The sequence below is a fragment of the Allorhizobium pseudoryzae genome (genome assembly GCF_011046245.1).
Lineage (GTDB): Bacteria > Pseudomonadota > Alphaproteobacteria > Rhizobiales > Rhizobiaceae > Neorhizobium > Neorhizobium pseudoryzae.
The window spans coordinates 2283932-2309767 of sequence record NZ_CP049241.1 but is presented as its reverse complement, the minus strand read 5'-3'; the positions used below and the strand labels follow the sequence as shown (position 1 = coordinate 2309767).

Genomic DNA, 25836 nt, shown 5'->3' with positions numbered 1-25836 from the left:
CCCCATGAACCAGACCGAGATCATCCACCAGACTGCCGTCATTGCGGAACTCGCCACCGTGCGCGATTACTGGCGGTATGCGATCTCGCGCTTCAACGCAGCGGAACTGAGCTATGGCCACGGCACCGATACGGCCAGCGACGACGCCGCCTTCCTGATCCTCGATTCGCTTGAACTGCCGATCGACGTGCTCGATCCCTTTTTGGATGCCAAACTCCTGCACGACGAGCGCCGGATGCTCGCCGAGCGTATCGAGAGGCGCGTGACGAGCCGCAAGCCGTCCGCCTATCTCACCGGCCGCTCCTATATCCAGGGCGTGCGATTCCATGTGGACGAGCGGGTCATCGTGCCGCGCTCGCATATCGGCGAGATCCTGTTTGCCGAATATCTGAACGAGAACGGTTCGTCCTTCCTGCCGGAACCCATGCTGGTGGAAAGTGCGGTCGATATCTGCACCGGCTCCGGGTGCCTTGCGGTGCTTGCGGCAAAGTTTTTCCCCAATGCGCGGGTCGATGCCGTGGATCTCTCCGCCGATGCGCTACAGGTGGCTGCCATCAACGTGGAAGCGCACGAGGTGGAAGACCAGGTGGAGCTGCTGGAGGGCGATCTGTTTGCCCCGCTGGAAGGCCGGACCTACGACCTCATCATCACCAATCCGCCCTATGTCGATCACGCCGCACTCGAAGGCTATCCGCCGGAATACCAGGCCGAACCGCGGATCGCCCATGACGGCGGCGAGGATGGGCTGGATCTGGTGCGCCGCATCCTCTCCGACGCACCGCGGTTCCTGAATGCCGGCGGCGGTCTGCTCTGCGAGATCGGCTCGGGCCGCGAGATCCTGGAAGAAGAATTCCCGCACCTGGAATTTTCCTGGATAGAGACGGCGCAATCGCAGGATGCGGTGTTCTGGATCTCGGCGGAAGCGCTCGGCGTCGAATGACGCGGGAGGTCACGCCGTTAAACGGTGAAACTGCTCCAGCTCGGCAATGGGCAGCGGACGGCTGAAGTAAAACCCCTGGAAATATCGACAGCCGGCACTGGTCAGCGCCGCAAGCTGCGCCTCGGTCTCCACCCCTTCGGCAATCACCACGAGATGGAGCGTCTCGCTCAAATGCAGGATCGCTTCCACGATCGGCATGTTGCGCGGATCGGTCTGCAGGTCGCGCACGAAGGACTGGTCGATCTTCAACTGGTCGAGTGGCAGGCGCTTCAAGGAACTGAGCGATGAATAGCCGGTGCCGAAATCATCGAGCGACCAACTGATTCCGGTCCCCTTCAGCGCGGTCATCTTCGCCACCACGGTCGCCACATCGTCGGCCAGCGCACTTTCCGTCAATTCCAGCTTCAGCCGGGATGCGGGCGCCCCGCTGAGCGCGAGGATGGAACGAACCTGCTCGACGAAATCCGGCTGGCGAAACTGCGATGCACTCACATTGACCGCAATCGTCAGGTGCGCCGTCGCGGGATCTTTTGCCCAGACCTGCAGTTGCGCGCAGGCGGTGCGCAGCACCCATTCGCCGATCGGGATGATCAGGCCGGTTTCTTCCGCCAGCGGAATGAACTCGCCGGGTGAGACATGACCGCGCGTTGGATGTCGCCAGCGCAGCAGGGCTTCTGCCCCGATCATTCGGGCCGTATGGTCCATCTGCGGCTGGTAGTGAAGGTGAAACTCACCGCGGGCAACCGCCTGGCGCAATTCGCCTTCCAGCGAGCGCCGGAGCGTCATGTTCGCCTGCATGATCGCTATGGCGACACAGGTGGATCCGATGCCGGTGATGTTGTTGGCCCACACGCCGGGCCAGCCGGCAGACACGCCGGTGAGGTCGTCCATTTGCAATGCGGGGATCAACTCGACCTGGAATGCCACGAACACCACAAGGCTTGTGATCGGCAGAAAAAGCCGAAGATAAAAGCCCTCGCTGGAAAAGGCCAGCAACGCAGCCGCTGCCACCGGCAGGAGGTTCATGTGAATCGACCGCGGAACACCATCCACCGGCACATCGGCGAGCCCGCACAGGATGACGGTGACGAACACCAGATGCGCGAAAAAAATCATGCTGACGCGCTGATGGCCATAAAACACCAGGGCGAGCATGATGCCCCCGCCGACGACCACCATTGCGGTGAAGGAAAGATTCCACAGATTGCCCAGTCGGAAATAGACATAGGACCAGATCGAGCCGACGAGAATGCTGAGCACGCCGGCGACCAGGATCAGATTTCGGACCCGCCAGTCATGTCTCTGGGCAGCCGTCCAACTCATCGTCTCTTCGTGAAAAGAAAGACGATGGCGCACCCTTGCAAAAAATGCCTCCAGCAAACCTGGCAATATCGTGGCCTTCTCAAATCAGCGGCAGGTCATCCAAATCATCGGTCCATCGACAACAGAACAAGCCGATCGACCCGAAGGCAGCGATCCATCCGGTAAAACTGAACACATCCATGCGTTAAAATCTGCATCCAGAATACCAGTATTCTCACTGAGCCGTTTCAAATCGGTTGATACGCCCCCTAAAAATCCACCGGAAATTGACGTCAGCGCACGAGGGCGGACTCGGCTGCGGCAATAACGGCCTGGGTCAGCCCCGACAATTGCTCATCGACCATACGATTGACCTGCCAATAGAGCGGCACATCCAGAACGGTGCCGGGCGCCAGGTCGATCAGGCGACCGCTTTCCAGATGCTCCTTCACCAGCAGAGCCGGGTTCATACCCCAGCCGGTGCCGGCAAGGCTTGCCTCGACAAACGCATGCGTCGAGGGCAGCCAGTGGGTGGGATGATTGACGGTGCGACCGCAGATCGCGTGGATCCACTGCTCCTGCAGCCGATCCTTCTGATTGTAGGTGAGCGCCGGCGCCTTCGACAGGGAACCCGCATCGACGCCCTCGGCAAAGTGACGGGCCGCGAAGTCCGGGCTTGCGGTGGCATGGTAACGCAGGTTGCCAAGCCGCGTCATGCGGCACCCCTGCACCTGCTTGCCATGCCCGGTGACGGCCGCCAGCACCCTGCCCTTCTGCAGCCATTCGGCCGTGTGCTCCTGGTCGTCCACTTCAATCTTCAAGAGATAATCGGAGGCGTTGGCAAAATCGCAGATCGCCTTGAGAAACCAGGTCCCCAGGCTGTCGGCATTGGTGGCCAGATGCAACGTCACTTTCAGAGCCGGAGCATCCCGCTCCGTCAACTGCGGCAGGTTCTGCAGCAACTCCTTTTCCAGCATGCCGACATGCTCGATATGCCGGCACAACCAGGCGCCCTGATCCGTGGCGCTGCAGGGCGTGCCGCGGCTGATCAGCACGGTCCCGAGCCGTTCCTCCAGTTGCTTGACGCGCTGGGAGATAGCCGATGGCGTGACATGCAGCAGGCTGGCCGCACGCTCGAAACTCCCCGTCTGGACGACTGCTGCAACGGCAGAAAGGGCTGCGTAGTCCAGCATCATTAGCTCCGCTTAATCGGCACAAGGATTTCTCGTTCGATATTTAGCCCAGCTGCATTTAACAAAAGCGAAACCCAATGGTGGAGATTGAATCTTTGTTGGATTTCGGCGTTTACGTCACCGGGCTTGGCATGGGCCTCAGTCTCATCCTCGCCATCGGCGCCCAGAACGCCTTCGTGTTGCGGCAGGGCCTGCGCAGTGAGCACGTCTTCCTCGTCTGCCTCACCTGCGCCACCTCGGACGCGATCCTGATTACGCTCGGCGTGACCAGCTTCGGCCAGGTGGCGACCCTGCTCCCCTGGCTCGATCCTGCGATGCGCATGGCCGGCGCTGCCTTTCTCCTCTGGTATGGCGCGCGCAGCCTGCGCTCCGCGTTCACCTCGACGGAAGCCCTGGCCACCAATGCGGGCGCAGCGGTTCCCGTCGGCCAGGTATTCGCCACCTGCCTGGCGCTCACATGGCTCAATCCGCATGTCTATCTGGATACGGTCGTGCTGCTTGGTACGATTTCCACGCAGTTTCCGGGTCGCACGTTAAGCTTCGCCCTGGGGGCGACCAGCGGCTCGTTCCTGTTCTTCTTTTCCCTCGGCTATGGCGCGGCGTGGCTACGCCCGCTGTTTGCCCGCCCATCCGCCTGGCGTCTCCTCGAAGGGGTGATCGCGCTCGTCATGTGGGCCATCGCCGCCCGGCTGCTCATCGGCGGTTGATCGCTACCGGGCCAGCATGCCGTTCAGCACCAGGTCGCAATGGCGGCGGATGAAATCCTCTCGGCTGCCAAAACTGTCCTTGGGAAAGATGTCACGGGCGACAGCAAAGAGAACGAGCGGCGCCACGATCATCCGCGGATCGATATCCTGGACCGGGATGCGTAACTCGCCTCGCGCCTCGGCGCGCATCAACATGGCCTTCATTGTGCCCAGGCCGAGCTCCATGGTGATCTTCCGATGCAGCTCAATCAGGTGCGGAAAGCGCGTCCCCTCGCCGATCAGGATCCGCATCAGAATGCCGGCCTCTCCCTCCATGAGGTGGGAGTACATGGTCTCAAGGAAGCGTTGCAGCAGTTCGGCTGTCGTCCCTTCGAAAGAAGCCACCAACTGGCCCATGGCTTCCATGTTGGAGACGATCCGCTCCTTCATCGCCGCTTCGAACAACGCCTCCTTGGAGGGGAAATAGAGATACACCGTGCCCTTGGCGATGCCGGCGCGTTTGGCCACGTCTTCCAGGCGGGTACCGGCAAAGCCGTTCTCCCGGAACAGTTCCAGCCCTGCATCGATGATTTCGGACGGTCTCGCCTCCTTGCGGCGCTGACGCCGGCGCGGGCTCTGTTCCACATCCATATTGTTTTCCTCATGCCTTTCCGCTATTAATGACCGAAAAGTCATTAAATCGCCAGAGGTCATCATGTCAGAGACGCAGCAAGACACGCAAGCCGTTGCGTCATCGCTCCCCCTGCCCGTGCCACGCGAGGCGCTGGTGGTACCGTCCGCGCGCCCTGCGGAGCGCCCGCGGCTGAAGGCGATCCGCCGTCTCTGGCGCCTGCCCGTTCTGATGGCGATCCTCTTCACAGGCGCGGTCATCGGCCTCTATTTCCAGCCGCCGGCGCTGAAGGCCTTCTTCGGCATCACCGGCCTTCAACCCGGCGGCGGCACCTCGACCCCGATCGCCGTGGCGCCCTCCCCGGCTGCGCTCCCGACGGCTACCGACACGAACGTCTCCGTCACGGCGCTTGGACACCTGCTGCCGCACGGGAAAACCATCACGGTCTCCTCCCCCTATGGCGGCAGCGATGCGCGCATTGCAAAGATCCTGGTGGACGAAGGCGATCCGGTTACGGCAAACCAGGTGCTGGCGGAACTTGACAATCTGCCATCGCTGAAGGCCGCCGTTGCGACGGCGAGAGCCAATCTCGCCGCCAGCGAGGCAACACTTTCGCAGACGAAGCTGACGGTTTCGACCAACCTTGCAGAGGCAAGGGCTACTCAGGAAAGCGCCAAGGCGGCGCTTGACCTTGCGGAAAAGGAACTGGCACGGGCCAAGAGCCTGCAGCAGGGCGGCGCCTCCTCCACTTCCACGCTGCAATCGGCGGAAAGCCAATTGGCGCAGGCGCGCGGCGATCTGCTGAAGGCGATTGCATCCGTCGCCCGCTATGATGCGGCAAGTCCCGCCGATCAGGCCGATATCGCGCTTGCCGCCCGCAATGTCGAGGTCGCAAAGATCCAGCTGGAAACGGCAGAACGGGACATCAGCAAGGGCACGATCGTCTCGCCCATCAACGGCACCGTGATTTCCCTCATCAGCCGCGTCGGGGAAAGGCCGGGCACGACCGGGCTTGCAACGCTCGGCGATACACAAAACATGCAGGTGGAGCTCGAAGTCTACCAAACCGACATCCGGTCGATTGCACCCGGCCAGTCGATCGAGATCAGCAGCCCGGCGCTTGCAACGCCGCTGAAGGCTTTCGTCACCAGGATCGGGCTGGAGGTGGAGCGCCAGACGGTTCTGTCTTCCGATCCAGTGGCCAATACCGATGCGCGCATCGTGCGGGTGACCGGCGATCTGGACAACGCCTCCTCCGAGCGCGCCCGCGGCCTGACCGGGCTCGAAGTCATCGGCCGCATCAGCATTTCGGGGCCGGCATCATGAGCTATCTTCTCGGAAAACTGTTCGGGCGCCTGCCCATCGGCTGGCTGCAACTGCGGCACAACCCGGCGCGCCTGGCAGCAGCCCTTGCCGGCGTCGCCTTTGCCAACATGCTGGTCTTCGTCCAGCTCGGCATCATGGGCGTCCTGAACGGCACCATCAAGACGAGCTATGACCCGATCGTCTCCGACATCATGATCTCGTCGAACGACAGCAACACGCTGACGGAGGGGTCGGCAGTCTCAAGGCGCCTGCTGTTTCGCGCACTCTCCGTACCCGGTATCATCGCGGCCGCCCCCCTTTATATGGGCAAGCTGGACTGGAAACGGCAGGATGGCAACACGGTGAACCTGATGGTCTATGGCCTGCCGGTCGAGGCTGCGGCGTTTGCCGGCCCCCAGGTGCGGCCAGAGATGCCACGCCTGATGCTGACGGATCATGTCCTGCTGGACCACTCGATTCGCGGTGTCGAAGCGCAGGAACTCGCCGACATATCCGAGGCAAATCCTTACCGCCTGGAAGTCCAGGGCCGCACGATCACCGCCATCGGAACGCTCGGTATCGGCGCCGGTTTTTCCGCCGATGGTGCAATGTTCACCTCCGACCAGACCTTCCTGTCGCTGTTTCCGAAAAGGATCGGCGGAACCCCCTCACACATCCTTCTGCATGTGGACGACAAGCAGGCGATCCCATCGCTCGTGGCGCACTTGCGCGAAATCCTGAAGGATGAGCCGGTCATCGTCCGCTCCACCGCCGATGCAATAGCCGAGGATCTCCGCTACCAGACCACAGAGCGCCCCACCGGCGTCATCTTCGGCTTTGGGGTTTTCATGGGTGTGCTCGTCGGCATCGTCATCGTCTATCAGGTGCTATCCACCGATGTCGCCGATCACCTGAAGGAATATGCGACACTGAAGGCCATGGGGTATCCGCACAGCTTCTTTTTCGGCATCGTGCTGGAGGAGGCGCTGGTGCTCGGCGTCCTCGGCTTCGTGCCGGGCTTCCTTCTGTCGAACCTCATCTATAGCCTGTTGTCAGGCGTCACCGCGCTGCCGATCGCGATGACCGGACAGCGCGCCGTCATGGTCCTAGTCGGCACGCTGGCCGCCTCGGTCATTTCCGGCAGCCTTGCCACCCGCCGCCTCAAGGGCGCCGATCCAGCGGACCTTTTCTGATGACCGATAGCCCCATCATCATCCGGCATCTGAACCACTGGTTCGGCAAGGGCGAGGCCCGCAAGCAGGCGCTCTTCGATATCTCGCTGTCCATCGCACTGGGAAGCCTCACCGTGCTGATGGGACCGTCGGGCTCCGGCAAGACGACGGTGCTGACACTGATGGGCTGCCTGCGCGAGGTGATGGATGGATCGATCCTGCTGCTGGGCGAGGAACTGCGCGGTGCTGGCCAGAGGCGCCTCGAGGCCCTGCGCCGTGAGGTTGGCTTCATCTTCCAGGCGCACAATCTGCACGAAAGCCTGACGGCCCGGCAGAACGTCATGATGGGACTGGAAGTGCATGGCCGCGGCGATGCCCAGGCACGCCAGCGGGCGATCGAACATATGCTCGACCTGCTCGGTCTCGGCCACCGCATCGATTATCTGCCGGCATCCCTCTCCGGCGGCCAGAAGCAGCGTGTCGCAATTGCCCGCGCGCTCGTCAGCGGACCGCGGATTGTCTTTGCCGACGAACCGACGGCCGCCCTCGACAAGGAAAGCGGCCTGCAGGTGGTGACCCTGCTGAAGGCGCTCGGCCGTGAGCGCGGCACAACCACCGTCATGGTCACGCACGACAACCGCATCGTCGATCTCGCCGACCGCATTCTTGTGTTGGAGGAAGGCCGCCTCGTCTCCGACACCAAGACGGTTCCGAAAGCCGTGATCGTCTGATCGGCTTGCTAGATATAGAGCGGCGCCATGCGCCGCCAGATGCCGGCGCGATGCGCACGTCCGTCCCACACATGCAGCTGATGCATCACACCCTTTTCCGTCAGAAGGCGGCTGAGATGCCGGTTGTTGTCGAGAAACGGATCGTCGGCACCGATCGCCAGCACCACCTCCAGACGCCTGAGGTGATCAAGATGATCGCCCGGCGGCAGGTTGGGCAGGAAATGGGTCGGCGTGCGAAAATACACCTCGTCGTCATAATAACCGCCCAGAAGGTCATCGAAATGTTCCACTTTCAGCGTCAGGTCGTAGCGGCCGGAAAAGGCGACGAGCTTGCGGAACAGGTGCGGATGGCGCAGCGCAAGGCTTGCCGCCTGGAAGGCGCCCAGGCTGCAGCCCTGGATGATCGTGCAGTCATGCGGGTTGCGCGCCGCCATCAGCGGCAGCACCTCAGAGAGCACATAGTCCTCGAACAGCGCATGCCGCCGGATGCGATCGCCTGGATGCCGCCAGCCGCTGTAGAAGGTCTCGCCCGCCATGCCTTCGATGCAGAAGAGCTGCATCTGTCCGGCTTCGATCTTGCCCGCGAGGCTCGCCACCACGCCCATCTGTTCGTATTCGAAGAACCGCCCCTCACGGGTCGGCAGCATCAGAACCTTCGCGCCGGCGTGTCCAAAGATCAGTAGCTCCATCTCGCGATGAAGGCGGGGACTGTACCAGCGCACATATTCTCGGTTCATGGATCTCCGAAGAATGTCCTGACCTTCTCAGAGAGAAGGTTATGCTGCGTTGCAGCGTCAGGATAATCGAAGTGGCCGGCGTCGAGAATGAAGGTTTCATTAAATTTTTGCGGCACCGCATTGGCGACGGAAAACTGGCAGGGCGGCGCCACCGCCGGGTCGAACCGCGCCGGCGCCACCAGCATCGGCACCGTGATTCGCGTGGCGGCGGTGGCGGCATCAAAGAAACGCAGTGCCTCATCGACGCCCGGATGTGTCTTGCGATAGATCTGAACCGAGGCCGCACTACCGGTGGAGGGCAGCGTCAGCCAGAGCGGCCGATTGCCGAAGGTCGGCACTTCGAGGAAACCACGATCGATCCGTGGGTCGAAGGGAATGCCGAGCGCCCCGATGCCGCCGCCGAAACTGATGCCGCTGTAGCCAATCTGCCCCTCAAGCGCGGGAAACAGCTGAAGCAGCGCCGAGACGGAGACGAAGAGATCCTCGACGCAGCCGCCGATGACATATTGGTCCGGCTTCTCGATATGGTGCAGCACGTGCCAGACCGCGTTGCCGGAAATCGGCGGATGCGGGCTCTTCGACATGCCGCGGAAGCAGGGAAAGAGCAGCGCTGCATCCGTGACCGGATAGTCGAAATCCGGCGCCTCACGCCCGCCATAGCCGTGGCCGACCACGATCCCGCGGCGGATCTCTCCGCTCCTCGGCGTCAGCAACCATCCGCCGATCCGCACACGGTCGGTCGAGGTGAAGTGAATCTCCTCCACCTGCCAAGCCGGATGCGACAAGGCGCTCACGCGCCGCTGCGGCTTTGGCTTCACCTCAAGCGCCCGCTGGTAGCGACCGGCCCAGAACGCGTCGAACCCCTCCGGGGCCTCCGGCGCGCGAAGCGCCTGAAGCGCCTCCAGGCTATAGCCGTAGGTGGGATCGAATGCGAACGGGTGGTCGGTCGGAACGCTCATCGGATGCACCGGTCTTGCAACGCTGCGCGGACATTTGCCGCGCCGCAGATCATGGATACGGAAAACCCCGCCGGATCTCTCCGACGGGGCCAATTTTGCAACGAAGATCGAAAACGATCAGCCGATTTCGGCCTGGCTCTCGACGATCTTCGAAACCAGACCGTAGGAGACGGCATCTTCCGCCGACAGCCAGTAGTCACGGTCGATGTCCTTGGCGATCTTCTCTTCCGTCTGGCCGGTGGCCTTGGAGAAGATCTTGATCAGGCGCTGGTTCATCTTGATGATTTCGCGGGCCTGGATCTCGATGTCGGACGCCATGCCGCGCGTGCCGCCGGACGGTTGGTGCAGCAGGAAGCGGGTGTTCGGCAGGCAGATGCGGCGTTCCTTCGGCACCGATACGTAGATCAGTGCGCCGGCAGACGCGACCCAGCCAGTGCCGATGATCCAGACCTTCGGTTTGATGAACTTGATCATGTCGTGAATCGAATCACCCGATTCGACATGGCCGCCCGGAGAATTCACGTAGATGCGGATATCCTCGTCGGAGGCTGCGGCCAGCGCGACGAGCTGGGTGCAGACCTTCTGCGCCAGTTCCTGCGTGATGCCGCCATAGATGAAGATCGAACGCGACTTGAAGAGGTTCGCCTCCGTTTCCTTCCCGAGTGGCAATTCCTTCGACTTGTCGTCGTCATTCTCATCAAGCATAGAGCGTTCTCCAATGTGGAAGTGCATGCCACCGGACATAATGCGTTCGGGCGCGCAAGACAATGAGCGAAACGGCAAGAGCCGGCCTGAACTTCCGGCAAGGTGAATCCAATTACCGTCATTTTGCGGATGGACAGATTTTTAGGCACTGCCTAATCTTGCGCCTGATGCAGTGCAGCAGATGATAACCTGCCGCTGTCTGTCGATTGTCAAAGGAACCCTTCATGTTGAAACGTCTTTCACTCACCGCAGGCCTTTTTGCCGCCGCTGCCGCTCCGGCCTTCGCCCATCTTGATCCGCTGGCCCATGGTTCCTTTGCCGCCGGCCTCTCGCATCCGGTCTTCGGTGCCGACCACGTTCTGGCCATGGTGGCCGTCGGGCTCTGGGCCGCGCAGATTGCCGCCACACCGGGCCGCCGCGCCGCACTCTTTGCCGTGCCCGCCGCCTTTGTCGGCACCATGGCCTTGGGTTTCGCGCTGGCGGTGTTCGGCGTTCAACTGCCGTTCGTCGAGCCGGCGATTCTCGCCTCCGTCATCGGTCTCGGCCTGCTGGTCGGCCTCGCCGTGCGTCTGCCGGTGGCGGCGTCCGCTGCCGTCGTTGCGGTCTTTGCCCTCTTCCACGGCCATGCGCATGGCGCCGAGCTGGGCCATGCCGGCGCCTGGGCCTTCGGTCTCGGCTTCCTGGTCTCGACCGCGCTCCTGCATGTGGCGGGCCTAGCGCTTGGCCTTCTCGTCAGCCGCACGGCACCGGTCGTGTCGCGGGTGCTGGGAACCCTTGCGGCCCTCGCCGGCCTGTCGCTCGCCTTCGGCGGCTGAAGAGAGCTTCGGGCGGGCGCAACCCGAGCCCTCCCCCCGCCTTACCAAGAATTAAGGCAAAGCCCCGGTGACACGGACCGAATCCGGCCCCATTTCTTTTTCATGGCTGAGGCAAAGAGCCTTTGAGCGAAGGAGAGACCCGATGTTACCGGAAGAACGCCAGCTTTTGACCGCCCTGTTCGACCGTGTTCGCACCGCCGCCGGCACCCCGCGCGATGCCGATGCCGAACGGCTGATTGCCGATGCGGTGCGCGCCGAACCGGCCGCGCCCTATTATCTGGCGCAGGCGGTGATCGTTCAGGAAAAAGGGCTCGAAGCCGCCTCCAAACGTATCAACGATCTCGAAGGTCGGATCCGCGAGCTTGAGGGAAACCTGGCGAAACCGGCACCCCAGCCGGAGGAACGCGGTTTCCTGAGCTCGATCTTCGGCTCCAGCCAGCCGACGCGGACCGCACCGCCCGCACCCTCGCGTCCCGCCTATCCGGCGACCGATCGCGGCGCGCCCTGGAGCCAGCCGCAGGGCTATGGGCAGGCATCTGGCTATTCCCAGGCGCCGACAGGCCCGTGGTCGCAACCTGTGTCCGGCCCCTCCGCCGGGAGCAGTTTCCTCACCGGTGCGCTCGGCACCGCCGCAGGCGTTGCGGGCGGTATGCTGCTTGCCAATTCCCTGAGCGGGATCTTCGGCCATCACATGGCCGGGCTCGGGCTCGGCGCACCCTTGAGCGAAGGCTTTGGCAATGCGCCGGTGGAGGAAACCGTCATCAACAACTATTACGGCGATCCCAGCAATGATCCGCCGCAGATCGATACCGGCACGAATGCCAGCGCCAACCTGGAGCCGGACGACAACCTGCAGCAGGCCGATCTCGATACCAACGATACCGGCTGGAACGACGACACCGATCTCGGCAGCGACGACGGCAGCGATTTCGTCTGATCAAGCACAAAAAGCACCGCGGGAAAGCTCGAGACTTCCCCGCGCTGCAAAGTCTGATCCGAAAGCCGGATTATCCGCGGCCGCGATAGGTCGGCACACCCTGGTCCGGCAGCCAGACCCCTTCCGGCACCGCACCGGTCTGCCAGAAGACATCGATCGGGATGCCGCCGCGCGGATACCAGTAGGCGCCGATCCGGAGCCACTTCGGTTGCAGAAGATCGACCAGCCGCTTGGCGATATAGACCGAGCAATCCTCATGAAAGGCGCCGTGATTGCGGAAGGCGGCGAGGAACAGTTTCAGCGATTTCGATTCGACGAGCGACTCGCCCGGAATGTAGTCGATGACGATATGGGCGAAATCCGGCTGGCCGGTCATCGGGCAAAGCGAGGTGAATTCCGGCGCGGTAAAGCGCACCACGTAATCCGTGCCCGCATTGCTGTTCGGCACTTTTTCGAGAACCGCCGTCTCCGGGCTCGTCGGAGCCTCTACGTGTTTACCGAGCTGCGAGAGCCCGCTGACATCCGTCATGCTCATTTCATTGACCTTCTACAGTAACCTTGAGCCCGTGGGGGCTTTCGCCCTCCGGCTCCACATGAATGGCGAGTGATGCGCCGGGAATAACCGCCTTGATCGCATCTTCCAAGCGATCGCAGATCGTATGCGCCTCACCGACCGGCATCTTCGCCGGCACCACCAGATGGAAATCGATGAAGGCGACAGCGCCAGCACGGCGGGTTCTCAGATCATGCACGCCGAGCGCGCCGGCGGAATGGCTGCGGATCGCCGCACGGATCGCATCTTCCTCTTCCGGCTCGACCGCCTTGTCCATCAGTCCGCCCAGAGAGTGGGAGATGACCTTCGAGCCCTGGTAGAGAATGTTGATGCCGACGATGATGGCGAGAACCGGGTCGAGGATGGCATAACCGGTCAGAAGTGCGAGAATGAGGCCGATCAGCACGCCGGCGGATGTGACCACATCCGACATGATGTGTTGCCCGTCGGCTTTGAGCGCCGGCGAACGATGGCTGGTGCCGATGCGGATGAGAAGCATTGCCCAGGCGGCGTTGATGACGCCGGCCAAGGCATTGATCGCCAGACCCATGACCGGCGCCTCCGGCAGGCGCGGCTCGACCAGCCCGCCCCAGGCCTCCTTGACGATCAGCAGCGCGGCAATGACGATCAGCACGCCTTCGATGACGGCGGAGATATATTCCGCCTTGTGATGGCCGAACTGGTGATCTTCGTCTGCCGGACGCTGCGCATAACGAATGACGAAGTAGGCGATGCAGGCCGCCGCAACATTGACGAAGCTCTCCAGCCCGTCGGACAGAAGCGCCACTGAACCGGTGACCCACCAGGCCAGGAGCTTGAGGCCCATCACGCCAAGCGAGAGCGGGATGCCCCAGAAGGCAAGGCGTTGGACAAGCTGTTTTTCGTCGTCGGTCATCGTCTTTCCGTGCGCATGCGAATGATTTGCAAAAGCCTGAAAACGGCGAAACCGCCGAGCACACTGTAGCGCTCGGCGGTTTCGGTTTCGTGCGCTCTATCGCTCGGATTGACGGCAATGTCAAAGCACTTCGGCAAGCTTTTCCGCTTGCCACAAAACCGCCACCGATGCGATCTTCATCGTGTTCCAGCAGGTGTGGTGCATCTGCTTCGGTCGGACGGGGGCCTTCATGACAGTTTCACAGATCGCTAAAGGCGCCGGGCTTTGTCTCGTCGCGCCGCTGCTGCTGCTCGGTGCCTATCTGGGCTTTCTGCAGCTGACGGGGAATGTCCACGAGGTCGTACCCGGCCAGTTCTACCGCTCCGCCCAGCTTTCGAAGGACGGCTTCGATCACTATATCGAGACCTACCACATCCGAACCGTCATCAACCTGCGCGGCGCAAAACCCGGTGCGGCCTGGTACGAGGATGAACTGGCGGCCGCGCATGCACACGGTGTGACGCATGTGGATTTTCCGATGTCGGCCAGCAAGGAACTGACGCCGGAACAGAGTTTCAAGCTGGTCAGCCTGCTCCGCACGGCACAAGGCCCAATCCTCGTCCACTGCAAGAACGGCGCCGACCGCACCGGCCTTGCCTCCGTCATGTATCTGCAGCAGGTGGCGAATGTGGACGAACGGACCGCCGAATGGCAGCTGACGCCGCTCTTCGGCCACCTGAACATTCCCTTCACCGGCGCCTATGCCATGGACGACACCTGGGAAGATTTCGAGAAGCTGATTGGATTGCCGAGTTGAAACCGATCGAACCGCGCGACGAAGCGCGCGAAAGCTTCAGGCAGGAAGCAGACGCATTCTGGACCGCCTACCAACATTCCGGTCGCCATCTGACCGGCGACGAAGTCAGCGCCTGGCTGAAAAGCTGGGGGAACGATGACGGAAAGCCAGTGCCTGAGTGCCACGACTGATCCGACAGTCGGCCCCGGAATGTGCCCGACGGTTACCTGGGTACCACTCGCCGGATCCGTCGCCGGTCACATAAAAACCTCGCAAGACCGAGTCTTGCGAGGTTTGATGGAATAGATGGAGAGCCCCAAACAGCCCTTACGCCGCCTGTTCCTTCGCCCGGCGCGACAGGTTCGCCACCACGTTCTCGATCATCCGCATGCCGGCATCGCCGCCGAGCGTCATGATCGATTCGGGGTGGAACTGCACCGCCGCAATCGGTTCCTTGGCGTGTTCGATCCCCATGATCGTGCCGTCCTCGCTTTCCGCAGTGATGATGAAATCCGGATGCAGCGTCTTCGGATCGGCGAAGATCGAGTGATAACGGCCGACCGTCACCTCGCGGCCAAGGCCGGCAAAGACGATCCCCGGCTCCAGCACGCGGATGCGCGACGGCTTGCCGTGCATCGGAACCGCAAGATGCCGAAGCTCGCCGCCATAGGCTTCCGCCAGCGCCTGCAGGCCGAGACAAACGCCGAAGATCGGCAGACCTTTGGCGCGCGCCGCCTTGATCGTTGCCTTACAATCGAAATCCTTCGGATTGCCGGGTCCGGGCGAGAGCACCACCAGATCCGGCTTGATCCGGTCGTAGATCTCCTCCGGCACCGGCGTGCGCACGGTGGAGACGTCCGCTCCCGTCTGGCGGAAATAGTTGGCGAGCGTATGGACAAAGCTGTCCTCGTGATCGACCAGCAGGATTTTCACCCCCTGCCCCACCGTCTGCACGTCACGGCTGACCTTGGCGGTATTGCCCGTGCGGGCATCGCGGATGGCGGCAATCATGGCGGAGGCCTTCAGTTCGGTTTCGGCCTCTTCCTCGTGCGGGTCGCTGTCGTTGAGCAGCGTCGCGCCGGCGCGCACCTCGGCAATGCCGTCCTTGATGCGGATGGTGCGCAGCGTGAGACCCGTGTTCATGTCGCCGTTGAAGCCGACCATGCCGATCGCACCACCATACCAGGCCCGCGGGCTCTTTTCGTGTTTCTCGATGAAGCGCATCGCCCAAAGCTTCGGCGCCCCGGTGACGGTAACGGCCCAGGCGTGGGAGAGGAAGCCGTCGAAGGCGTCCATGTCCGGACGCAGGCGTCCCTCGATATGGTCCACCGTGTGGATGAGCCGCGAATACATCTCGATCTGCCGGCGGCCGATGACCTTGACCGACCCCGGCTCGCAGACTCTGGACTTGTCGTTGCGGTCGACGTCCGAGCACATGGTGAGCTCGCTCTCGTCCTTCTTGGAGTTCAAGAGCTTCAGGATCTGTTCGGAGTCGGAGATCGCATCTTCGCCGCGGCGGATCGTGCCGGAAATCGGGCAGGTCTCGATGCGGCGACCGGAAACGCGCACGAACATTTCCGGCGAAGCGCCGACGAGATATTCCTGGTTGCCGAGATTGATGAAGAAGGAATAGGGCGACGGGTTGATCGCCTTCAGGCGGTTGGAGATCTGCGAGGGTTTTGAATCGCAGCGTTCCATGAACTTCTGGCCGGGCACGACCTCGAACAGATCGCCGCGGCGGAAGCTTTCCTTCGCCTTCACCACCAGTTCGGCATATTCGCCGGGGCGATGATCGCCCTTCGGCGGGATCGTGTCCGTCGTGCGGAAGGGTTCCGGCGCAATCTCTTCCGACTTGCCGACCGTCGTCTTGCCGTCGCGGGCAAAATCGTAGCGGTCGATCCAGGCCTTGGCGGCGTGGTGGTCGACGACGAGGATCTCGTCCGGCAGGAACAGCACCATATCGCGCTGGTCATCGGGGCGGTTGAGCGAAAGATCGATGGAATCGAACTGGAAGGCGAGATCGTAACCGAAGGCACCGAAGAGGCCGATGGCACTGTCAGCATCCGAATGGAAGAGATCGACGATGGCGCGCAGCACGGTAAACACCGTCGGCATCTTCGAGCGCTCTTCCTCGGTAAAGGCGCGGGAAGGCGTGTTGACGGAGAGGTCGAGACGGCGCTGAGAGCGTGCCCCGAGCGTCAGGTCCGGTTCGGACGACAGGCGATCCGCAATGAAATCGAGCAGCACTTCGCCGCGGCCGTTATAGGCCTCGATCCAGACAGTGCGGCCGAAGGAGGAGATGCCGAGCGGCGGATCGACGATCGCCGTATCCCAGCGGGTATAGCGGCCCGGATATTCGTAGTTCGACGAGAAGACCGCGCCGCGGCGTTCATCCAGTTTGTCCACGTAACTGGACACCGCATTGGCATAAGGGGTCGGCCGGCGCTTGCGGCTGACGGAAATGCCGCCACGAGTCTCGTAGACCTCCGAGCCGTCGTCTTCGATGATGGTGACCATGCTCTTAACCTCTTCCTCTTTCCCATCGAGCCCGGTTCTGGAGGAGGTCTTTTCATCAAAAAAGCCGCCTCGGGAGTTTCGGGCGGCTTTGTCTCGTCTTTGGACATGACTGGTCAAGGCCGCGTTTAGCGTGCCCACCACCAGATCATCATGTTGCTCGACGTTGTCATGGCGACGTTCATAGCGCGCGGCTTTGTGTCTGACAAGCGGGATCTGTGCTGCTCCGCGACAGCGTCAGATCGGACGGCCTGAAGACGCGCGGCGAAAGTTTTTCTTCAGGAAAGCCTGCACTTTAAAAAACACTTTTCGCACAGCCGGATAGGTCGAACAGTTAAATCAATTGTACTGCGCCATTAGCAATTGAATAACAAATTTATGCTTATGTTAATCTTAGATTAACCCTGTTCACTAGAAGCCGCATCAGACAGCCTAGGGTCAGAGACTGGAGCTCACACGCATGCAGATGACCATATCGCGCTTTCTTGCTCTGTTCGGAATGGTTCTCTTCATGGGACTGTCTGTCGCGGTGGGAACGCTTCTGTATTCTCTGCGTCAGTTGCAGATCGACGGACCGGAATACAGCCTCATCATCGATGCGAAGGACCTCGTGGCCGACATCCTGCCGCCGCCGATGTTCGTGGTCGAGGCCTATCTGACGGCCACCGAGACGGCGGCCTATCCGGAAGAAGCGGACGCCAATACCGAAATGCTGAAGAAGCTGCACGCCGATTACTCGGCACGCATGGCGGCCTGGGCCACCAAACCCCTGCCGGCCGCCACCGCATCCTTCGTCTTCGGAGAGTACAAACAGGCGTCCGAAGCCTTCTGGCAACATCTGTTCGAGGTTGTTGTCCCGCAGTTCAAGATTGCCGCCGTCAATGGCAAGGAAACCGACCTGACGGAGCTGAGAAAGCGCTTCCGCACCCAGCGCGCCGCCGTCGTGCACCTGGTCGACATGGCCCACAAGGACATGACCGCCGTCGAGGCGCGAGCCGCCACCACCGGAACCTTCTATCGCTCCCTGGCCTATACGGCGAGCGGCGTGGCCGTCATCGTCCTTCTCGGCGGCATCGCATTGTTTCGCCGACGCGCCATCTCGCCATTGCAGGACATGCAACGCTACATGACCGCCCTGGCGACCGGAGACCTCGAAAGCCCGGTGCCGCATGCCGACCGCAAGGACGAAGTCGGCCACATGGCACAGGCCGTGGCCCATTTCCGCGAGGCGGCCCTGGAGAAGGAACGGCTGGAGCAGGATGCCGACCGCCACGAACAGCAGACGAGCGAAGAGCGCAACCGCCAGCTGGCCATCGAAACGCAACGGGCCGCGACCCTCAAGAAGGTCATCGACGATCTGGGCGCCGGCCTCGATCGCCTGTCGCGCTTCAACATCCATGTCACGCTGGACGAGCCCTTCGACGAGGAATTCGAGGTGCTGCGCAACAATTTCAACCGGTCGCTCGCCGTCTTCCAGCAGACGATGCGCCGGGTGCTGGGCAAGGCGGATGAAATCCGTGCCAATGCCGAAAGCCTGGATGGCTCCGCCGACAACCTCGCCCACCGCACCGAAAAGCAGGCCGCGGCCCTGGAAGAGACCGCTGCCGCGCTGGACGAGATCACCTCGAATATCGCCGCCTCCAGCGGCCTGACCAAGAACACGATGACGAAGAGCAACCACGCGCGCGAAAATGTCGGACGCTCGGCCGAGATCGTCCGTCAGGCGATCGATGCCATGAGCCGCATCGAGGATGCCTCCCAGCGCATCGGCTCGATCACCGGCCTCATCGACGAGATCGCCTTCCAGACCAACCTGCTGGCGCTGAACGCCGGCGTCGAGGCGGCACGCGCAGGCGAAGCCGGCAAAGGGTTTGCCGTTGTCGCCCAGGAAGTACGTGCACTCGCCCAACGATCCGCCAATGCCGCGCAGGAAATCCACGCGCTCATCACCCATTCCACCAACGAAGTGGCCGGCGGCGTGGCGCTCGTCTCGCGCACCGGCGAGGCTCTGAAGGAAATCGAGAACGACATCGCGTCCATTGCCGGCGACATCGAGACGATCGCACTCGGCACCAGCGAACAGAGCGACGTGCTGCAGGCGATCAACACCTCCGTCAACCAGATGGACCAGATTACCCAGCAGAATGCGGCGATGGTCGAGGAAATGAATGCCGCCAGCCATTCGCTGACCGAGGAGGTGGGCGAGATGGTGGCGCTGGTCAACCAGTTCGTCAGCCGTGAAGACGAAGTGCAGATCGATCCGCGCCCGCGCCGCCGGGCCGCCTGATCCCGCCTCCGTCTGCGACCAATCCCGCCGTCGTGCGTTACCTGCCCAGATGTGAGGGTTCCCACAGGGACTTCACCACGGGCAGAAGGCGAGGACGGCACGATGACACGATCCCCATCATGGGCCAGGAACGGGATGGCCGCAGCACTTGCGGCCATCATGCTGACGGGCGCCGGACTGCCGGACACACCGCCTCTGCCGACGGATAAACCGGACGTCTCCGGCCCGCAGAACCCGCCGGAGACACCCGTCGCGACACCTCGGCCCAAACCCTCCCCCGACACACCGGCCTCCGGTGAGACGCCGACCGCGCAGGAGCGGGACAAGGCAGAACCGGACGAGCCGAAGGACACGGCCGCGCCGACACCCGAGCCCAAACCGGAATCAACCACCGACGCGGAAAAGCCTAAGGAACCCGTGGTCAGCGCCATCGTTGCGGAGGATCCGGTGAAGCTCGAGTCCTGCCTGCGCGATCTGAAGGCGCTGGGGGCCGAGTTTGAACCGCAGGAGCCGATCAAGGATGACGATGGCGTCTGCGGCATCGAAAGGCCGATCCTGATGACGAAGGCCCTGCCGGGCGTACCGATGTCGGACCCCTCCCCCATGCGCTGCGAGGCAGCCCTTGCGCTCTCGCACTGGCTGAAGGACACGGTGCAGCCGACGCTCGCCCTTGCCCTGCCCGACCGGACGCTGACCGGCGTGCGCAATGCCCCGGGCTATACCTGCCGCAAGCGCAACGGCGCAGAGACCGGCAAGATTTCCGAACATGCCCGCGGCAATGCCATCGATATCATCGGTCTCGACCTGTCGAAGGGCGAGCCGGTGATCATGACACCGAAAATGGAGGATCCGACGCTGACTGGCGCCTTCCAGCGGACGATCACCGCCGGCGCCTGCCTGCATTTCACCACCGTGCTCTCCCCCGGCAGCGACGCGACGCACCAGGACCACCTGCATCTGGACGTGCTGGAGCGCAACGGCGGCTACCGCTACTGCCGCTAGATATCGGCCCCGAACGCGTGGTTGAGGACATTTGCGTTGGCGCCGCACGTCTCTCCGGCGACATCGTCTGCCAGGATATAATGCCCCTTGCCCGACGCCTTCGCCTGGTAGAGCGCCCGGTCGGCGAGCGCGGTTGCGGCAATCAGGTCGGAGTTTTCGGCGTCCACAGTCGATATACCGATACTCACCCCGACCTTGGCGATTGTCTCTGCGATCAGATAGGGCGTCGAAATCGCGTGTATGAGACGCGCTGCCGTCGATTGCGCCAGACGACGGTCCATCCCGGGCGTCAGGATCAGGAACTCATCGCCGCCAAGTCGGCAGATGGTCGTTTCGGGCAGGCAGTCGCGTAACCGTTGCGCGATCTGACGCAGCAACTCGTCGCCAACCGCATGCCCCATCTGGTCATTGACCGCCTTGAACCCGTCGAGATCCAGATAAAACAGCGTCAGAGGCGTCTTCGACGTCATCATCTCATCCGCCCGGGCTTGAAAGCCGCGGCGATTGAGAAGGCCGGTCAGCGGATCGTTGAACGCCTGAATGCGGCTTTCGATTTCGGCACGGATGGCCCGGACCGTCGTATTGCGCTGCCGCCTCATGATCCAGCGCACCACCACGACAAAGATCACCGCCTGGACCGACAGGAGCGGGATAAAGAGGGGCGAGCGCAAGGCGAATGCCACCTTGAAGGCGACATCGATCATGATCACCTGCAGCAAGGCATATCGGGGAGCCGCGAAATTGTGGGCAATGATGCCGGCACAGGATCCGAAGGCGGATGCCGTGACGAGGATGATCAGGTCGAGATCGTCTCCCAGGCTGATCAGCAAGGTTGTGGTCGCCGTCGTCGCCGCCCAACTCACCCCGCACAACAGAACGAGATCGGCATACCACGGCCGCAACAGGGGCGAGGTCGCCGCCCATCGGATGCAGAGAACGATGACATCCAACAGCGCCAGCCAGAGGAAGATGGAGGATCCCGTTCGAAAATAGGCGATAAGCGCGACGGTCGCAGAGTTTGCGCAGCCCAGAGCCATCGGCAGAGCAGAACCGGTCAGCGTCTGCCTGAGACGCGACTGCAATTCGCAGCTTCCAATATTGGCCATATCTGTCAGCCACCGCAGGGGTGCGAGGCGGGGCGCAGCAACCAGGTTTTTGTCGCGTGTCGGCATCAGGTCTCCAAAGTTATTCCCTTTCTCCGGGAAGAACTTTGTCAAAGCCCTAATATAGGGCGGGGTCCCGCCTCACTGCGACACAAATTGCGGCGCTAAGGTTAAGCCTTGTAAAGCGCCGACAACTTCTGCGTCTCCGCCCGCCGCCTGCGCGGGAAGAGTGGCCCTTATTCGGACTGGGCGGACGTCATGCGTCCCAGATCAGAACAGACCTTCGATATAGCCGGCCTCGTTGAGATGGATCCGTTCTGCCGAGGGCGAGCGCGGCAGGCCGGGCATCGTGCGGATTTCGCCGGTGATCGCCACGACGAAACCGGCACCGGCCGACAGTCGCACCTCGCGCACCGGCAGCGTATGGCCGGTCGGCGCGCCGAGCAGATCCGGATCGCTGGAGAAGGAATATTGCGTCTTGGCAATGCAGACGGGCAGATGCCCGTAGCCCTGATCCTCGAACGCCTTCAACTGGTCACGCACCGCCTTTTCCGCCGTCACCTCGCCAGCCCGGTAGATTTCGCGGGCGACGGTTTCGATCTTCTGGAGAAGCGGCAGGTCCGCGCCGTAGAGCGGCTTGAAATTTGCCCTGCCGGAATCGGCAAGCGCTGCGACCTTGTGGGCAAGTTCCTCGACGCCGACCGACCCCTCCGCCCAGTGACGGCACAGGATCGCCTCCACGCCGAGCGAGTGCACATAGGTCTGGACCGCGTCCACCTCGGCCTGCGTATCGGAGGAGAAGTGGTTGATCGCCACGATCACCGGCACGCCGAATTTCGTGACATTCTCGATATGCCGTCCGAGATTGGCGCAGCCATCAATGAGCGCAGCGACATTTTCCTTCGACAGATCCGGTTTCGCGACGCCACCGTTCATCTTCAGCGCCCGGATGGTCGCCACGATGACCGCCGCCGCGGGTTTCAGGCCCGCCTCGCGGCACTTGATGTCGAAGAATTTTTCGGCGCCCAGATCGGCACCGAAACCGGCTTCGGTCACCACGTAATCGGCAAGCTTCAGCGCGGCGCGGGTCGCGACGACGGAATTGCAGCCATGCGCGATATTGGCGAACGGGCCCCCATGCACGAAGGCGGGATTGTTTTCCAGCGTCTGCACAAGGTTCGGCTGCATGGCGTCCTTCAACAGCACCGCCATGGCGCCATCGGCCTTCAGGTCACGCGCAAAGACCGGGCTCTTGTCGCGCCGGTAGCCGACGACGATCGCGCCAAGCCGCTTTTCAAGGTCCGCAAGATCGGTGGAGAGGCAGAGGATCGCCATGATCTCCGAGGCGACCGTGATGTCGAAACCGGTTTCGCGCGGATAACCATTGGAGACGCCGCCGAGCGGGCCCACCATCTGGCGCAGCGCCCGGTCGTTCATGTCGACGACGCGCCGCCAGGTCACGCGGCGCAGGTCGAAGTCGAGCGCATTGCCCCAGTAGATATGGTTGTCCACCATGGCGGCCAGCAGATTGTGCGCCGAGGTGATGGCGTGGAAATCGCCGGTGAAATGCAGGTTGATGTCTTCCATCGGCACGATCTGTGCATAACCACCGCCAGCAGCGCCACCCTTCACCCCGAAACAGGGACCGAGCGACGGTTCGCGCAGGCAGACCATCGCCTTCTTGCCGATGCGGTTCAGCCCGTCACCGAGCCCGACCGTCGTCGTGGTCTTCCCCTCGCCCGCCGGTGTCGGGTTGATGGCCGTCACCAGGATCAGTCTGCCATCCGGCCGGTCGGATAGAGAGGCAATCAGGCTCGCGGTGATCTTGGCCTTGTCATGCCCGTAAGGAACGAGGTCTTCTGCCCCGATGCCGAGGCGCTGGCCGATCTCCTGGATGGGTTTCTTCTTCGCGGCACGAGCGATTTCGATGTCCGACGGCACAGGTCCCATGCATGTTCCTCGTCAAAAGCAGGCGGTTCTTGTTCCCCCTGCATAGACCATGGACGGGCCGGCTGTGAATGACAGATCGGCGCGCAGTGAAGACTGCAAACAGAAAAGGGGCGGCACGCCGGGTGCCACCCCCTTCCCGGACACGGCGACGGGAGATCAGAAGCGCTGCGTCAGAGAGATTTTGAAGCTGCGGCCGGGCTCGGAGTAGAACTCGCGCGCCTGGGCCGCAGAGTTCGTCCGCACGCTGCTGTAATCATAGTAGGTGCGGTCGAAGACATTGTAGACGCCGGCATTGATGCGCAGGCCCTTGACCTGTTCCGGCTCCCACCAGGCGGTGAGGTCGACGACGCCGTAACCGGGCGTCTTGAAGTAGGTGCCACCCTTGCCGTCGTCGGACTTCGAGGCCGCAACCCCGATCAGATCGACGCCGACGCCCCAGGTCTCGGTGTCATAGCCAAGGCTTGCGACCGCCTTCATCGGCGCGACGGAGCGCAGGAAGGTGTCGTTGTCGAGATCGTTGCCGCGCATCGCCGAAAGGCCGGTGCCGATGCGCAAGCCGTTGTCGAAGACCTTCTCGGCCGACACTTCCAGACCATAGATCTCGGCACGGGAGATGTTCTGGTAGCTGGTAATGCCGCCCTGGCGGTAGTCTGCAAGGTTGAGGCCCATGGCCGAGGCTTCTGCGGATGTCAGGCTGCGCGTGTCAATGAAGTTCTTGTAGCGATTGTAGAAGAGGTTGACACGACCGCCAAAGGTTTCGTCGCCGAGATTGGCGCCCAGTTCGAACCCGTTGCTGGTTTCCGAGTCGAGATCCGGATTACCCATGCGCAGATAGGTGCCGCTGGCGCCGAAGCGGCTGTAGAGTTCGCCGGTCGTCGGCGCGCGGAAGCCCATTGCCCACTGGCCAAAAAGTTCGACATTCGGCGCGAGATCATAGGCAAGCCGCACCTTGGGCGACACGGCCGTGTCCTCGAACGATCCCGGCAGCGACGGCTTCGAGGCGTTGCGGGCAAAGGCGTCGGTCATCTGCGGCTCGTAACGCACCCAGTCGAAGCGCAGGCCGGGCGTCAAGCGGAAGCCGGACTGCCCCAGCGTGATCTCGTCATCCAGATAGAAGCCGATGCGGTTGCCATCCACCTTCGGCGTGTCCGCCTGATTGGTGTGCAGATTGTTGCAGGCTGTGAGCGCACCCGTATAGCTGCCGCGCGCGGGCTTGGGACCGCAATTGTCGTAGCCGGCGGAATACTGTTCGCTGGTCAGCGTTGCGAGGTCGAAGCCGAAGGTGAAGAGATGGTTGTTGCCGCCGATCTCGACGCTCTTCTGGGCCGCACCGATGAGGCCGAAATCCTTTTCGTCCGTCGTGTTTTCACGGCCGATCGGGCCGATGACGGAGGTGGAGCGATAGCCGGTGTAACCATCCAGGCTGCGCGTCTTCTGATAGTAGAGCGACGCCCACATATTGTCGATGAAGCTGTCCTTGTCCTGGCTCTCGAACCTGTAGTCGATCGAGACACGGTCGCGGTCGGAATCCTTTTGCGTGGTGTAGCCGCCCGGCCGGTAATTGCCGGTGAGCGTCTGGTTCGTCATCAGATCCGTATCACGGTCCTTGCGATACCGCTCCAGCGTGATGCCGATCGTGTGGCCGCCGGCCAGTTCCTGCCGCAGCTTGAACAGCAGGTTGTTCTCGTCGAAATCGGACGGGTTGGCTTCGGTGCGGGTGGTGCCGTAGCCGCCGACGGAACCGTTCGTCTGGCGCTCATTACCCTTCGCGTAGCTGCCCTGGAACAGCACGGAGGTATTGTCGATCGTCTTGGCGACGGCAACCGCCCCCCGCCAGCTCTTGTCGGCGCTGTCATAGGTGGTCTTGGCAATCCCGCCCCAGTCCTTGCCCTCGCCGATCAGGTCCTCCGGCTCCAGCGTGCGATAGGCAAGAACGCCGCCCAGCGAACCGCCGCCGGCGCGGCTGGAATCGGCGCCGCGCATCACATCGACTGCCGACAGCGAACTGAAATTGACGGTATCGACACCGCCGCTCGCGCTGCGGGTGGCATCCGACAGGTAAGGCAATGGGATACCGTCGATCGTCGTCAGCACGCGGCTGCCTTCGAGACCGCGGATATTCACCGCCCCGGTCGAGCGGTTGAAGTTGACACCAGGCTCCGCCACGCGGCCGAGATCCTCGATGCTGGTGATCTGCTTCTTGTCCAGTTCGTCCCGCGACGTCTCGGTGGTCAGCGGCGTATCGGTCGCGGACCCCTTCGGTGCGTTAACCCGCTGGCCCTTGACGGTGATGCGCGGCAGCACCGTCGCCTCGGAGACGGCCGCCTGCTGCTCCTGCGCGACGGCTCCCGACGTCAGGCACAACAGGGCAAGTCCGGTACAAGTCAGGAGATTGGTGTGAATACGGAGCAACATGTAGGATCTGTCCTCGGGCTGGCACGCCAAAACGCAACGGCGCGCGGCGCGCCGAAGAGGTCCTGGCGGTGTGAAGTGACGGGTCAGCGCAGAAGCGCCTCACCTATGCCCCATAAAAAACATGATTGATCCTGTCAACATTAAAGTGGATGAAAACTATCACCTTTAAGCCGAATGGCGCTCTCGACAGTCTCCGGAAACGGGAAAATCAACCGGGGATCGCAGGAGG

The 25836-nt window shown here is 62.5% G+C and carries 23 protein-coding genes; 11 read left to right on the top strand and 12 right to left on the bottom strand.

Going from position 1 to position 25836, the window contains the following annotated elements:
• Window positions 1-4 precede the first annotated feature (4 nt).
• Window positions 5-940, top strand: a complete 936-nt coding sequence (gene prmB, locus G6N78_RS11190; protein WP_165218390.1) for a 50S ribosomal protein L3 N(5)-glutamine methyltransferase — start codon at window positions 5-7, stop codon at window positions 938-940.
• Between the two features lie 9 nt (window positions 941-949).
• Here the strand turns inward: prmB and G6N78_RS11185 are convergent, their stop codons facing one another.
• Both G6N78_RS11185 and G6N78_RS11180 read right to left on the bottom strand, forming a co-directional pair.
• Window positions 950-2263: a putative bifunctional diguanylate cyclase/phosphodiesterase gene (locus G6N78_RS11185; RefSeq protein ID WP_165218388.1), complete on the bottom strand. Its 1314-nt coding sequence runs from the start codon at window positions 2261-2263 to the stop codon at window positions 950-952.
• A 272-nt stretch (window positions 2264-2535) separates the two neighbouring features.
• A complete protein-coding gene (locus G6N78_RS11180) occupies window positions 2536-3435 on the bottom strand; it encodes a LysR family transcriptional regulator ArgP (protein ID WP_165218386.1) in 900 nt (299 codons plus the stop codon).
• 98 nt (window positions 3436-3533) lie between these two features.
• On the opposite strand from G6N78_RS11180, the gene G6N78_RS11175 reads away from it, so the two are divergent.
• Window positions 3534-4142: a LysE/ArgO family amino acid transporter gene (locus G6N78_RS11175; RefSeq protein ID WP_165218384.1), complete on the top strand. Its 609-nt coding sequence runs from the start codon at window positions 3534-3536 to the stop codon at window positions 4140-4142.
• Between the two features lie 3 nt (window positions 4143-4145).
• Here G6N78_RS11175 and G6N78_RS11170 read toward each other — a convergent pair whose 3' ends face one another.
• Window positions 4146-4772 (bottom strand): TetR/AcrR family transcriptional regulator, encoded by a 627-nt coding sequence (locus G6N78_RS11170; RefSeq protein WP_206531562.1) that lies wholly within the window; start codon window positions 4770-4772, stop codon window positions 4146-4148.
• 64 nt (window positions 4773-4836) lie between these two features.
• On the opposite strand from G6N78_RS11170, the gene G6N78_RS11165 reads away from it, so the two are divergent.
• From G6N78_RS11165 to G6N78_RS11155, 3 genes are read left to right on the top strand one after another with little or no spacing between them, the layout of a single operon-like run.
• Window positions 4837-6078 carry an HlyD family efflux transporter periplasmic adaptor subunit gene (locus G6N78_RS11165; protein ID WP_165218380.1) on the top strand — a complete coding sequence of 414 codons (1242 nt, stop codon included), beginning with the start codon at window positions 4837-4839 and terminating at the stop codon, window positions 6076-6078.
• Window positions 6075-7250 carry an FtsX-like permease family protein gene (locus G6N78_RS11160; RefSeq protein WP_165218378.1) on the top strand — a complete coding sequence of 392 codons (1176 nt, stop codon included), beginning with the start codon at window positions 6075-6077 and terminating at the stop codon, window positions 7248-7250. The genes G6N78_RS11165 and G6N78_RS11160 overlap by 4 nt, the downstream gene beginning before the upstream one ends.
• Window positions 7250-7960 (top strand): ATP-binding cassette domain-containing protein, encoded by a 711-nt coding sequence (locus G6N78_RS11155; protein WP_165218376.1) that lies wholly within the window; start codon window positions 7250-7252, stop codon window positions 7958-7960. Before G6N78_RS11160 ends, G6N78_RS11155 begins: the two co-directional genes overlap by 1 nt.
• An 8-nt stretch (window positions 7961-7968) precedes the next feature.
• Here G6N78_RS11155 and G6N78_RS11150 read toward each other — a convergent pair whose 3' ends face one another.
• The 3 genes from G6N78_RS11150 to G6N78_RS11140 all read right to left on the bottom strand — a co-directional run bounded on the left by G6N78_RS11150 (window position 7969) and on the right by G6N78_RS11140 (window position 10361).
• On the bottom strand, window positions 7969-8697 hold the full coding sequence (locus G6N78_RS11150; RefSeq protein ID WP_165218374.1) for an esterase family protein: 729 nt from the start codon (window positions 8695-8697) through the stop codon (window positions 7969-7971).
• On the bottom strand, window positions 8694-9656 hold the full coding sequence (locus G6N78_RS11145; RefSeq protein WP_165218372.1) for an acetylxylan esterase: 963 nt from the start codon (window positions 9654-9656) through the stop codon (window positions 8694-8696). The genes G6N78_RS11150 and G6N78_RS11145 overlap by 4 nt, the downstream gene beginning before the upstream one ends.
• A 117-nt stretch (window positions 9657-9773) precedes the next feature.
• Window positions 9774-10361, bottom strand: coding sequence for an ATP-dependent Clp protease proteolytic subunit (locus tag G6N78_RS11140; RefSeq protein ID WP_165218370.1), 588 nt, complete (start codon window positions 10359-10361; stop codon window positions 9774-9776).
• A 224-nt stretch (window positions 10362-10585) separates the two neighbouring features.
• On the opposite strand from G6N78_RS11140, the gene G6N78_RS11135 reads away from it, so the two are divergent.
• Window positions 10586-11176 (top strand): HupE/UreJ family protein, encoded by a 591-nt coding sequence (locus G6N78_RS11135; RefSeq protein WP_165218368.1) that lies wholly within the window; start codon window positions 10586-10588, stop codon window positions 11174-11176.
• Window positions 11177-11318: 142 nt separating this feature from the next.
• Window positions 11319-12113, top strand: coding sequence for a DUF2076 domain-containing protein (locus tag G6N78_RS11130; protein WP_165218366.1), 795 nt, complete (start codon window positions 11319-11321; stop codon window positions 12111-12113).
• Between the two features lie 70 nt (window positions 12114-12183).
• Here the strand turns inward: G6N78_RS11130 and queF are convergent, their stop codons facing one another.
• Together queF and G6N78_RS11120 are read right to left on the bottom strand one after the other, a co-directional pair.
• Window positions 12184-12648 (bottom strand): preQ(1) synthase, encoded by a 465-nt coding sequence (gene queF / locus G6N78_RS11125; RefSeq protein ID WP_165218364.1) that lies wholly within the window; start codon window positions 12646-12648, stop codon window positions 12184-12186.
• A gap of 1 nt (window position 12649) precedes the next feature.
• Entirely contained in the window at window positions 12650-13561 is a 912-nt protein-coding gene (locus tag G6N78_RS11120; protein WP_165218362.1) for a cation diffusion facilitator family transporter, read from the bottom strand.
• A 229-nt stretch (window positions 13562-13790) separates the two neighbouring features.
• On the opposite strand from G6N78_RS11120, the gene G6N78_RS11115 reads away from it, so the two are divergent.
• Both G6N78_RS11115 and G6N78_RS11110 read left to right on the top strand, forming a co-directional pair.
• The gene (locus tag G6N78_RS11115) at window positions 13791-14357 is read left to right on the top strand and encodes a dual specificity protein phosphatase family protein (RefSeq protein ID WP_165218360.1); all 567 of its coding nucleotides are present in this window, start codon (window positions 13791-13793) and stop codon (window positions 14355-14357) included.
• Entirely contained in the window at window positions 14354-14527 is a 174-nt protein-coding gene (locus tag G6N78_RS11110; RefSeq protein ID WP_206531561.1) for a hypothetical protein, read from the top strand. The genes G6N78_RS11115 and G6N78_RS11110 overlap by 4 nt, the downstream gene beginning before the upstream one ends.
• 136 nt (window positions 14528-14663) lie before the next feature.
• On the opposite strand, the gene G6N78_RS11105 is transcribed toward G6N78_RS11110, so the two are convergent.
• Window positions 14664-16853, bottom strand: coding sequence for an anthranilate synthase (locus G6N78_RS11105; protein WP_165218358.1), 2190 nt, complete (start codon window positions 16851-16853; stop codon window positions 14664-14666).
• 457 nt (window positions 16854-17310) lie between these two features.
• Here G6N78_RS11105 and G6N78_RS11100 point away from each other — a divergent pair, with 457 nt between their 5' ends.
• Window positions 17311-19137 carry a methyl-accepting chemotaxis protein gene (locus G6N78_RS11100; protein WP_165218356.1) on the top strand — a complete coding sequence of 609 codons (1827 nt, stop codon included), beginning with the start codon at window positions 17311-17313 and terminating at the stop codon, window positions 19135-19137.
• Between the two features lie 135 nt (window positions 19138-19272).
• Window positions 19273-20139, top strand: coding sequence for an extensin family protein (locus G6N78_RS11095; RefSeq protein ID WP_165218354.1), 867 nt, complete (start codon window positions 19273-19275; stop codon window positions 20137-20139).
• Here the strand turns inward: G6N78_RS11095 and G6N78_RS11090 are convergent.
• The 3 genes from G6N78_RS11090 to G6N78_RS11080 all read right to left on the bottom strand — a co-directional run bounded on the left by G6N78_RS11090 (window position 20136) and on the right by G6N78_RS11080 (window position 25607).
• Complete coding sequence (locus G6N78_RS11090; RefSeq protein WP_165218352.1) at window positions 20136-21311, bottom strand: GGDEF domain-containing protein; 1176 nt, start codon at window positions 21309-21311, stop codon at window positions 20136-20138. The two genes, G6N78_RS11095 and G6N78_RS11090, sit on opposite strands and share 4 nt — an antisense overlap.
• A gap of 201 nt (window positions 21312-21512) precedes the next feature.
• Window positions 21513-23192 (bottom strand): formate--tetrahydrofolate ligase, encoded by a 1680-nt coding sequence (locus G6N78_RS11085; protein WP_165218350.1) that lies wholly within the window; start codon window positions 23190-23192, stop codon window positions 21513-21515.
• Window positions 23193-23348: 156 nt separating this feature from the next.
• Window positions 23349-25607: a TonB-dependent hemoglobin/transferrin/lactoferrin family receptor gene (locus tag G6N78_RS11080; protein ID WP_165218348.1), complete on the bottom strand. Its 2259-nt coding sequence runs from the start codon at window positions 25605-25607 to the stop codon at window positions 23349-23351.
• Window positions 25608-25836 lie beyond the last annotated feature (229 nt).